Origin of the sequence: Corynebacterium sp. (genome assembly GCF_030538285.1) — a bacterium.
In the GTDB taxonomy this organism is placed as follows: domain Bacteria; phylum Actinomycetota; class Actinomycetes; order Mycobacteriales; family Mycobacteriaceae; genus Corynebacterium.
On sequence record NZ_JAUNUG010000068.1, the window covers coordinates 1 to 9,287 of the forward strand.

Below are 9,287 nucleotides of genomic sequence, written 5' to 3' on the forward strand. Positions count from 1 at the left end.
TCCCCACCCTCCCCGCAGATCTCATCCCCGCTGACGGTCGTTTCGGCTGCGGCCCGTCCAAGGTGCGCCCGGAGCAGCTCCAGGCCATCGTCGACGGCGGCCGCGACATCATCGGCACCTCCCACCGTCAGCCGGCTGTAAAGAACCTCGTCGGTTCGGTCCGTGAGGGCCTGTCCGACCTGTTCTCCCTGCCGGAGGGCTATGAGATCATCCTGTCCCTCGGTGGCGCCACCGCCTTCTGGGATGCCGCCACCTTCGGCCTCATCGAAAGCAAGTCGGGCCACCTGTCCTACGGCGAGTTCTCCTCCAAGTTTGCGAAGGCCTCCAAGCAGGCGCCCTGGCTGGAGGAGCCCACCGTCATTGAGGCCCCGGCTGGCGATGCTCCCGAGCCGCAGGCCATGGAGGGCTGCGACGTCATCGGTTGGGCCCACAATGAGACTTCCACCGGCGCGATGGTCCCGATTGTCCGCCCGGAGGGCTCCGATGGTTCGCTCATTGTCATTGACGCCACCTCCGGCGCCGGTGGCCTGCCGGTGGATATCGCTGACACCGATGTCTACTACTTCTCCCCGCAGAAGTGCTTCGCTTCCGACGGTGGCCTGTGGTTCGCCGCCATGTCCCCGGCGGCGATGGAGCGCATCGCGAAGATCAAGGAGTCGGGTCGTTTCATCCCGGCCTTCCTCGATCTGCAGACCGCAGTGGACAACTCCCTGAAGAACCAGACCTACAACACCCCGGCCGTGGGCACCATGCTCATGCTGGATAACCAGGTCAAGTGGATGAACGACAACGGCGGCCTGGACGGCATGGTCGCCCGCACCACCGCTTCCTCCGATGCCCTGTACTCCTGGGCCGAGAACCGTGCGGAGACCTCCCCGTACGTCACCGACACCGCGAAGCGTTCCCTGGTGGTCGGCACCATCGACTTCGATGACTCCGTCGACGCGGCTGTCCTGGCGAAGGTGCTGCGCGCCAATGGCATCCTGGATGTTGAGCCTTACCGCAAGCTGGGCCGCAACCAGCTGCGTATCGGCATGTTCCCGGCGATTGACTCCCAGGACATCGTGACCCTGACCAAGGCGATCGATCATGTCCTCGACTCGGGTGTCGCCACGCAGTAGACGGCATTCATACGCTGCACAACATGCGTCGGACCTCCCCCGGTCCGGCGCATGTCTGCGTTAGGGTGGTATTCATCACGATCTAAGGAGAACGCATGCGCGAGTTGTTCCTCGTCCCCGACGAGTCGTCCGCCACGTCCCTGGTGCTGCGCACCGATGATGGCGAGCAGTTCTTCCTCGATGTCACATCCTTGGACCTGGCGTCTACGCGTGCCCTGCTCACGGCGGAGGTTCCCGAGCCGGAACCCGCCGCTGTGGAGGAGCCGGAAGCCGCCTCCGATGAACAGCCGGAGAAGGAGCGCTCCCTGCCTTCCCCCGATCCGTTGCTCACCGCCCCGTTGACCATGCGGCCCCGGGAGATTCAGGGCCGGGTCCGCGCGGGCGCCTCCGTCGATGAGCTCGCGCAGGAGATGGGTGTGGCCCCCTCACGGGTGGAACCTTTCGCACATCCGGTGCTGCTGGAGCGGGCGCGGATGGCGGAGCTGGCGAAGCAGGCACACCCTGTGCGTGAGAACGGCCCCGCCAAGTTGACGCTGTGGGAGGTACTGGCCGCGGCGTTCGCCGCCCGCGGGCACACGGTGTCAGAGGCTCAGTGGGATGCCTTCCGCGAGGAGGATGCCACCTGGGTGGTGCGGGTGTCCTGGACTGCCGGGTTGTCGGAGAACGAGGCGGAGTGGTCGATCCACGGTCATGCCACCTCCCAGCCGACGGCGGAGGCTCGCAACGCGGTCGCCGCGGATCTCACGGACCCGGATTTCGTGCAGCCGGTGCGCACGCTTACCTCGGTGGGCAGGGGTGCCCGGGACTTTGATGAGGATGTCGATGCTGCTGATACCGCCGAGATTGAGGCGGTGCCGGATGAGCTGGAGGGCGAGGATTTCCTGCGCCATCCGGATCCGGAGGAGAAGGCGCCGGCGCGGCGGCGTCGTAAAGCGGTGACCCCGCACTGGGAGGATGTCCTGCTGGGGGTCCGTACGAACACGAAGCGCCCGCGCAGCTAAGGGGGTCAGGTCATGCGGAATGTGGTTACCTTGTGGTTTGTCACGGCCGCGGACCCGGCGCGGGTCATTGACGCGGAGCCGAAGGCGGACCGAGGTTTCGGTCTGAAATATCTGGCGCAGCTCAACCCGAAGTGGCAGATCACGCCCATCGGCGAGTTTCCCCTCAACCGCTCCGCACAGGCTTCCTCGGGCGAGTTTTATGTGGCGGGGTTTCCGGGGGTGACTATCGTGCAGACGGTGTTGGAGGACTCCCCCGCCCTCTCGGAGCTCAATCCGCGGCTGCTGGATTCCGTGCCCGCGGCGGAGGTCTTCGCTTTCGCGGCGAACCCGGAGAGCGGTTATGGCGGGATCGCGCATTGGCGCGGCGGGGTGCTCAAGCGTTCGCTGTGTGCGGAACGCACCCGCACTTTTGAGGATCTGGGGTTGCCCGCGCCATTTGAGGCGCCTTTTTGGGCCGGGGAGAAGGCCGAGCCCATCGGCGGTATCTCGCTGCCTTTTGAGCCGCTGGATCTCGTCGCGGAGGCGCAACGCAGCTGGTTGGGGGTGGATGTCTCGCCCGACGGTCCCGACATCCATGTCGTGGCTTATGCCGTGGACGGGCGCCCGGCGCCGCGGTCGGTGGACGGTCCGCGGCGCGCCAAGGAGGCTGCTTATCGACGCGAGCCGGCCCCCCTGTCCACCGGCTACGACGATTATGAGGAGGGCACGGAGGACACTCCGGTGCCCACCCACTGGGCGGACCGGACGCTGTCGGCGGCGAAAAGGGCCGGATCCGGCACCGTGCGGCGCCTGGGCGCGGCGACGAGGTGGGTGCAGGAGAAGATCCGGCACTCCGACCGGAAGGACTAGCGCAGGGAGCGTTCCCGCTCGTAGAAGGCGATCGCGGCGGCGGTGGCCAGGTTGAGCGAATCAGTGCCTGGGGCCATGGGGATGCGTGCGCGGACATCGGTGGCGCGCATGGCGTGCTCGGTGAGCCCCGGCCCCTCGGCGCCGACGAGCAGGGCGACCTTGTCCTTTCCTGCCAGGGCGTCGGCCAGATGCGTGGCCTCCGGGTCGGGGGTGAGGGAGACGAGGTGGAACCCGGCGTCGGCAAGCTCGGTGAGAGAGCGTTGCCACGTGGTGTAGCTGCCGTCCAGGTGCGCGTAGGGCAGGCGGAGGACATGTCCCATGGAGACGCGGACGACGCGCCGGTAGAGCGGGTCGCCGCAGCCGTTGCCGAAGAGGATGGCATCGACGCCCATGCCGGCGGCGTTGCGGAACATGGCGCCGATGTTCTCGTGGTCCCCCACGCCTTCGAGCACGACAATGGTGCGGGCGGTGGCGAGGATCTCCGCCACGCTCGGTTCGGGGGCGCGGTCGGCGACGGCCAGGAGTCCGCGGTGCATGTCGAAACCGGCGACCGCCGCCAGGGTTTCCCGGGTCACCTCGTACTGCGGGATGCCCGTCGGGGCGTCGAGGGCGCCGAGGACATCGAGCTTCGGACCGAAGCCGATGATGGAGCGCACCGGGAAGCGGGATTCCAGCAGCCGGCCCACCACGAGGGGGCCTTCGGCGATGACCAGACGCCTACCGGCGGCATCGGAACGGTTGAGGTCCCGGATGTCGTCGAGGCGGGGGTCGGCGGGGTCGTCGATAAGTAGGCGCATCAGCCGATGGCTTCGAGGATGGGATCCATGCCGAAGAACACGACGAACAGGGCGGAGACGAGCCACATGATCCAGTGGACCTCCTTGGCCTTGCCGGCGGCGACAGCCATGAGGGAAAAGGCGATGAAACCCACGCCGATGCCGTTGGCGATGGAGTAGGTGAACGGCATGACCACGATGGTGAGGAAGGCCGGCAGGGCGATGTGGAACTGGGTCCACTCGATATCGACGATCTGGGCGATCATGAGGGCACCGACGATGACCAGGACCGGGGCGGCCGCCTCGATCGGCACGACCTCGTACAGCGGGGTGAGGAACATGGCCAGCAGGAACAGGACACCGGTGATGATGTTCGCCAGGCCGGTGCGCGCGCCATCGGCGACGCCGGCGGAGGAGTCAGCGTAGACGGTGGCCGAGGACGAGGAGGTCGCGCCGCCGACGATGGCACCGAAGCCCTCCACGACGAGGGCCTTTTTCATGTCGGGCAGCACACCGTTGTCGTCGACGAGGTTGCCCTGCTTACCCAGGGCGGTCATGGTGCCCATGGCGTCGAAGAAGTTGGCCAGGACCAGGGTGAACACCAGCAGTGAGGCGGCGAGCACGCCGACGCGGGTGAAAGCGCCGAAGATGTCCACGGCGCCGACCAGGGACAGATCCGGCAGCCCGCCGAAGCCGTCCGGGATGACCGGCACGGCCAGGGACCAGCCGGTCGGGTTGGGCTCACCGTCGACGAAGGAGGGGCCCGACTTGGTCATGGTCTCCACGACCATGGCGATAATCGTGGTGGCCAGGATGCCCAGGAACAGGCCGCCGCGGATCTTCCGCACCACGAGGAAACCACAGATGATCAGGCCCAGGACGAAGGTGACGGTGGGCCAGGAGGAGATGGACCCGTCGATACCCAGGCCGACGGGGACGGTGGTGCCGGCGGCATCGGGGATGCGGCGGACGAAGCCGGCGTCGACAAGCCCGATCATGGCGATGAACATGCCGATACCGACACCCATCGCGGCCTTCATGGAGGCGGGGATGGCCTTGAACACGGCGGAGCGGAACCCGGAGACGGCGAGCAAGACGATGATGATGCCGTCGAGGACCACCAGGCCCATGGCTTCCGGCCAGGTCAGGCCCTCACCGGCGACCATCGTCACGGCGACGAGGGTGTTCAGCCCCAGGCCTGCGGCGATGCCGAATGGGTAGCGGGCGATGAAGCCGAAGGCGATGGTCATGACACCGGCGGCCAGGGCGGTGACGGCCGCAACCTGGGGGACGCCGAGCGTGGTGCCGTTGACGTCTTCGGTGGTGCCGATGATCAGCGGGTTGAGGATGATGATGTAGGCCATCGCGAAGAAGGTGACCACGCCTGCCCGGATCTCGGTAGCGACGGACGACCCCCGCTCAGAAATGTGGAAGTAGCGGTCGAGGAAGCCCCGGTCCGGCTGATCCACTTTTTCCGGCGACTGCACGGGTGTGCTCATGTGCGGTTTTCCTGTTCAGGTTCAACGGTGAGAGGTTGTTGTTACGTCGTTAATTTCTCACCTCACCGTGCAATCCACAAAACTTCGGTAGATTCATGGGCGTCTCGAAGCCAAGGAGTTGCCCCCGTGTTGTACACCTCGACGTTTATGATGCGCGACGGTCGTGTCGCCAACCTGGACGCGCATCTGGATCGTCTCCGCAGCGAGGCCGCGGACAACCCGGATGCGGTCGAGGAAGTTCGGGAGCAGCTGCGGGAGGCCGGGCCCGGCATTTTCCGCCCTCATATCCAGGTGGGGCGCACCTCGTTGACGGTGACCCTCACCCCGGCGATCATGCCGCGCGAGGAAGCCACCGTCGACGCCGAAGGCATCCCTGACCAGCGGCGACGCCCCACCCGGAAGGGCCCGGACTTCGGTTGGCAGATCCGGCAGCTGAACATGTTGCGGCATTCCGGTTCCGATGCGGGGTTGCTTATCGACGAGCGCGGCATGGTCATCTCCGGCATTTTCTCCGCGATCCTTTTCCTCAAGGACGGCACCGCGAACATCTCCGCGCATCCCCGGGCGGTGGAGTCGATTACGCTCAACGCGGCACTCGAGATGCTCACAGAAGCGGGCGTAAGTGTTGTTGAACACCCCGAGGGGTTCACCATGCAGCAGCTCCGCTCTCACGAGACGTGGCTGCTCAGCTCGGTGGAAGGCGTGCGCAAGGTGACCGGCTGGTTGGAGTACGGCTCCGTGTTGACCCCGCGCGACACAAACCCACCCCGAATGGGGGCACCCACCCACCGGGAGATCAACGCTCGGATGTGGGAGCTGGCCGACGAGGTCTAGAATATCGGCGATTCGTCGTCGAAGGCGTCCGGGGCATCGTCATCGAGCAGGGTGTCCGGCGGGGTATCCGAATGTGCGCCGCAGCCGTAGGCGGCGTGGACGATGTGCCCGTCGGCGGAGTACTCGTTGACACACGCCCCGAAGTTCTCCCCCAACACGTCGCCGACAGTCACGAAAAAGGCGCAGGTACGACAGTGCAGGGAGGCCTTCTCCGCCATCTCACTGGTGGGTCCGAAGTCGCCGGTGCGCCAGCGCTGTTTGGCATCCTCCAGGCCGCGCTCGCTGAGTGTGCGCTCGTCGCTGAGGCGCTCATCACCGGGCTCGGGAGGCATGATGTCGCCGGGGCCGAGGTCGCCGGGCCGGATCCGCTCGGACCAGGGCACCCATTCGGGGGCCTGGAGCGCCTCGCCGGTGGGGGCGGGCACCAGCGCCACCTCGTTGACGGTGACGTACCGGGATCCGGAGGCGCACGCCAGGACAGCGTTCCACTCCCATCCGGAATAGCCGGGGACGTCGGCGGCGAAGCGGTGCGTCGCGACATTCTTCGTCAACCCCTGCACGCCGATGTGCTCGCCGACGGGGCCGTCCCCGAGTTCCTCCAGGGCGGCGCGGGCGAGGTCGACGGCGCGGGCGTCGAGAAGCGGATTGTTACGGCGACGATGATTGGCGGACACGCCCTCATTATGGGCCATGTACGGCACAATGAGGTGCATGGGTCACCGCGTCGCCGCCACTATCACCGCCCTGAGCTCCGCCGTGGGGCTCAGCGCCTGCTCCCCGGAGGCCGCCCAACCAGCGGAGGTGGAGCGTCTGGTGCCAGAGATCATCGCGACGCATCCCTTCGATGACACCAGCTTCACGCAGGGCCTGGAGGTGGAAGAATCCGGCACGCTGCTCGTCGGCACCGGCTGGCACGGAGAATCACGCCTCTACCGCTCCACTATGGCCGGCGAGGAATTGAACTCCGTCGACCTGGAACCAGAGTTCTTCGGCGAGGGCATCACCCGCCACGACGATCACATCTGGCAGCTGACCTGGCAGGCCGGCATCGCAGTGAAACGCGACGCGGAGACTCTCGCGGAGCTCGACCGCACCTCCTACCCCGGCGAAGGCTGGGGGCTGTGTTCCACGGGGTCTGAGCTCATCATGTCCGACGGCACCTCCCAGCTGCGCCGCCTCGACCCGGATACTTTCGCGGAACTAGGACGCGTTGAGGTCACCCTCGACGGTAAGGAGCAGAGCGGGCTCAACGAGTTGGAGTGCGTCGACGGGGATGTCTACGCCAACGTCTTCTTGTCCACCGACATCCTGCGTATCGACGCCGCCGGCACCGTCACCGCCCTCATCGACGCCTCCGCCCTGCCGAACAACGCCGAACCCGATCCCAACCACGTCCTCAACGGCATCGCCCACCTGCCGGGCACTGATCGTTTCCTGCTCGCCGGGAAACGCTGGCCCGACCTTTACGAGGTCGAACTGGTCCCGGCTGAGTAGGATTGACTGCCATGTCCACCGCGAAGAAGGCGCGCCAGAAGTCGCTGCTGCAGTTCCTCACCCTCCTGATCGCTGTCGTGATCATTGTTGTGGCGGCGGTGCTCGCCCAGAACTGGTGGAACAACCGCCCCGGACCGCAGCCCCACGACGTCACGGTCGCTGCCTCCAACGGCACCGAGACCATCGATGTCGCCCCGTATATCGTGTGCGAGCCGGGTCTGGAGTGCCCCGAGGGTGAGGTGCCGAACCTGCCGCTCGGCGCCGAAGACACCCTCACGCTGGAGATCCCCGAGGAAATCCACGACCATGACTGGCAGCTGCTCATGATCTACGACGATCCGGCGGCCAACTACCAGCAGCTCCACGGCGCCTACGATGCCACCACTGTGGAAATCCCCGGCTCCGTCGACCCCGTCACCGAAGGTGAGGCCCGCCCCCGCCTCATGGTCGTGGAGATCTCCTCCGCCATGATCGGCCTCGACGACAATGGCGAGGAAACCCCCTACGCGACCGTGTGGTCGCTGAGCACCATGGAAGACGGCGATGTCCTTGAGGCACCGGAGACCGACTAAGGCGCCCGAACATACCGCGAAGCCCCTTTTCCTCCGCTGGAAAAGGGGCTTCGCGGTATCTTCGGGTGGTGTTAGGCGTCGAGCTCCTTGGCCACGACGCGCAGAATCTCCGCGACCTTCCGCCCGACGGGACGGTCCGGGTAGCGGCCCGCCGCCAGGCCCGGCTGAACCTGCGACTCCAGCACGGTGATCAGATCCTGGACCAGGCTGCCCAGCTCCTCCGGCTTGCGCCGGTTGACCGCGCGACGGCGCGGGGTATCCAGCACCTTGACGCGCAGCGCCTGCGGGCCGCGGCGACCGGCCGCAAAATCAAACTCAATGCGCTGGCCGGGGACGAGCTCCTCGACGCCCTCAGGCAGGACCTGCTTGCCCACGTAGACGTCCTCGTCTCCTGGGTTGGAGACGAAACCGAATCCCTTGTCGGCGTCGTACCACTTCACCTTGCCGATCGGCACAGCGTTCACCGGTCCCTTCTGTAGATGGTATTGACAGTGAAGAGATGATTATACCCCCGCCGGGTCAAACCCTGATATTTCGCTCCGCTGCGGGTTTTCGTTACAAAGCTCCGCAGTGTGATGTGAATCATATTAGGCGGGGCTACCCTCTTGACCTGCTACTTCAGACCCGACCATCGCCCCATGCGTCGCAATCTCCACCAATTCGAGAGTTGGACGTGACTGAAACGTTATAAACCGTTATCGTATCGGGCAGGCACAGCGCAGAACCCTGACACTGCCACCCACGCCGAACCCTGTCCGGGAGGCGAAGGAGCTGCGCGCCACGTGCGACCAAACGTGAATAACCCATGCGGACAGGGGCGGGGAAACCAACGCTGGCCACCCAGGCCAGCACTCGGTGGGCATCACCAGTTGCCTCCCTCGGGGTGAAGCCTCCACCAGGAGGCCGGGCACAGTGACACTGTGATCCTCCGCCCGAACCCGACAGCTCACCTCGCAGGCGCCAACATGAGAGGAACACACCACCATGGCACGTCACAGCGTCAAGACCGCATCCTTCGCAGCTAAGTTCGCCGCCACCACCGCCGCGTTCGGCGCCGCCGCAGCCCGGCTGGCACAGGCCGCCGCTGCCGCCCCGGATTCTGACTGGGACCGACTCGCACAGTGTGAGGCCGGCGGCAACT

At 66.2% G+C, this 9,287-nt stretch carries 10 protein-coding genes, 1 pseudogene and 1 riboswitch; of the genes and pseudogenes, 7 read left to right on the plus strand and 4 right to left on the minus strand.

Annotated features, from left to right (window positions below):
* From serC to Q4G50_RS13830, 3 genes are all read left to right on the plus strand, one after another.
* The coding region (serC, locus tag Q4G50_RS13820; RefSeq protein ID WP_303378233.1) for a phosphoserine transaminase at positions 1–1,121 on the plus strand (1,121 nt) is incomplete at its 5' end.
* 95 nt (positions 1,122–1,216) lie between these two features.
* Complete coding sequence (sepH, locus tag Q4G50_RS13825; protein WP_303378234.1) at positions 1,217–2,122, plus strand: septation protein SepH; 906 nt, start codon at positions 1,217–1,219, stop codon at positions 2,120–2,122.
* 12 nt (positions 2,123–2,134) lie between these two features.
* A complete protein-coding gene (locus Q4G50_RS13830; RefSeq protein ID WP_303378235.1) occupies positions 2,135–2,971 on the plus strand; it encodes a hypothetical protein in 837 nt (278 codons plus the stop codon).
* Here the strand turns inward: Q4G50_RS13830 and Q4G50_RS13835 are convergent.
* Together Q4G50_RS13835 and Q4G50_RS13840 are read right to left on the minus strand one after the other, a co-directional pair.
* Positions 2,968–3,768, minus strand: coding sequence for an RNA methyltransferase (locus Q4G50_RS13835; protein WP_303378236.1), 801 nt, complete (start codon positions 3,766–3,768; stop codon positions 2,968–2,970). The genes Q4G50_RS13830 and Q4G50_RS13835 overlap by 4 nt on opposite strands.
* Positions 3,768–5,246, minus strand: a complete 1,479-nt coding sequence (locus Q4G50_RS13840; protein WP_303378237.1) for an NCS2 family permease — start codon at positions 5,244–5,246, stop codon at positions 3,768–3,770. Before Q4G50_RS13840 ends, Q4G50_RS13835 begins: the two co-directional genes overlap by 1 nt.
* Before the next feature lie 126 nt (positions 5,247–5,372).
* Here Q4G50_RS13840 and Q4G50_RS13845 point away from each other — a divergent pair, with 126 nt between their 5' ends.
* Positions 5,373–6,080: an aminotransferase class IV gene (locus Q4G50_RS13845; RefSeq protein WP_303378238.1), complete on the plus strand. Its 708-nt coding sequence runs from the start codon at positions 5,373–5,375 to the stop codon at positions 6,078–6,080.
* Here the strand turns inward: Q4G50_RS13845 and Q4G50_RS13850 are convergent.
* The gene (locus Q4G50_RS13850) at positions 6,077–6,772 is read right to left on the minus strand and encodes a DUF3027 domain-containing protein (RefSeq protein ID WP_303378239.1); all 696 of its coding nucleotides are present in this window, start codon (positions 6,770–6,772) and stop codon (positions 6,077–6,079) included. The two genes, Q4G50_RS13845 and Q4G50_RS13850, sit on opposite strands and share 4 nt — an antisense overlap.
* Before the next feature lie 19 nt (positions 6,773–6,791).
* On the opposite strand from Q4G50_RS13850, the gene Q4G50_RS13855 reads away from it, so the two are divergent.
* Positions 6,792–7,574 carry a glutaminyl-peptide cyclotransferase gene (locus tag Q4G50_RS13855; protein WP_303378240.1) on the plus strand — a complete coding sequence of 261 codons (783 nt, stop codon included), beginning with the start codon at positions 6,792–6,794 and terminating at the stop codon, positions 7,572–7,574.
* Positions 7,575–7,585: 11 nt separating this feature from the next.
* The gene (locus tag Q4G50_RS13860) at positions 7,586–8,146 is read left to right on the plus strand and encodes a DUF2771 domain-containing protein (protein ID WP_303378241.1); all 561 of its coding nucleotides are present in this window, start codon (positions 7,586–7,588) and stop codon (positions 8,144–8,146) included.
* Positions 8,147–8,217: 71 nt separating this feature from the next.
* Here Q4G50_RS13860 and Q4G50_RS13865 read toward each other — a convergent pair whose 3' ends face one another.
* Positions 8,218–8,601, minus strand: coding sequence for a cold-shock protein (locus Q4G50_RS13865; protein WP_303378242.1), 384 nt, complete (start codon positions 8,599–8,601; stop codon positions 8,218–8,220).
* 335 nt (positions 8,602–8,936) lie between these two features.
* A riboswitch (cyclic di-AMP (ydaO/yuaA leader) is annotated at positions 8,937–9,123 on the plus strand.
* A gap of 7 nt (positions 9,124–9,130) precedes the next feature.
* Here Q4G50_RS13865 and Q4G50_RS13870 point away from each other — a divergent pair.
* Positions 9,131–9,287: pseudogene (locus tag Q4G50_RS13870) on the plus strand (Resuscitation-promoting factor Rpf1); the annotation flags it as partial.

Excerpts from the sequence above, each read along its gene's own strand:
- Q4G50_RS13855 (WP_303378240.1), top strand. The coding sequence starts at position 6,792 with ATGGGTCACCGCGTCGCCGCCACTATCACCGCCCTGAGCTCCGCCGTG.
- Q4G50_RS13860 (WP_303378241.1), top strand. The coding sequence starts at position 7,586 with ATGTCCACCGCGAAGAAGGCGCGCCAGAAGTCGCTGCTGCAGTTCCTC.
- Q4G50_RS13850 (WP_303378239.1), bottom strand. The coding sequence starts at position 6,772 with ATGGCCCATAATGAGGGCGTGTCCGCCAATCATCGTCGCCGTAACAAT.
- Q4G50_RS13835 (WP_303378236.1), bottom strand. The coding sequence starts at position 3,768 with ATGCGCCTACTTATCGACGACCCCGCCGACCCCCGCCTCGACGACATC.
- Q4G50_RS13830 (WP_303378235.1), top strand. The coding sequence starts at position 2,135 with ATGCGGAATGTGGTTACCTTGTGGTTTGTCACGGCCGCGGACCCGGCG.
- sepH (WP_303378234.1), top strand. The coding sequence starts at position 1,217 with ATGCGCGAGTTGTTCCTCGTCCCCGACGAGTCGTCCGCCACGTCCCTG.
- Q4G50_RS13840 (WP_303378237.1), bottom strand. The coding sequence starts at position 5,246 with ATGAGCACACCCGTGCAGTCGCCGGAAAAAGTGGATCAGCCGGACCGG.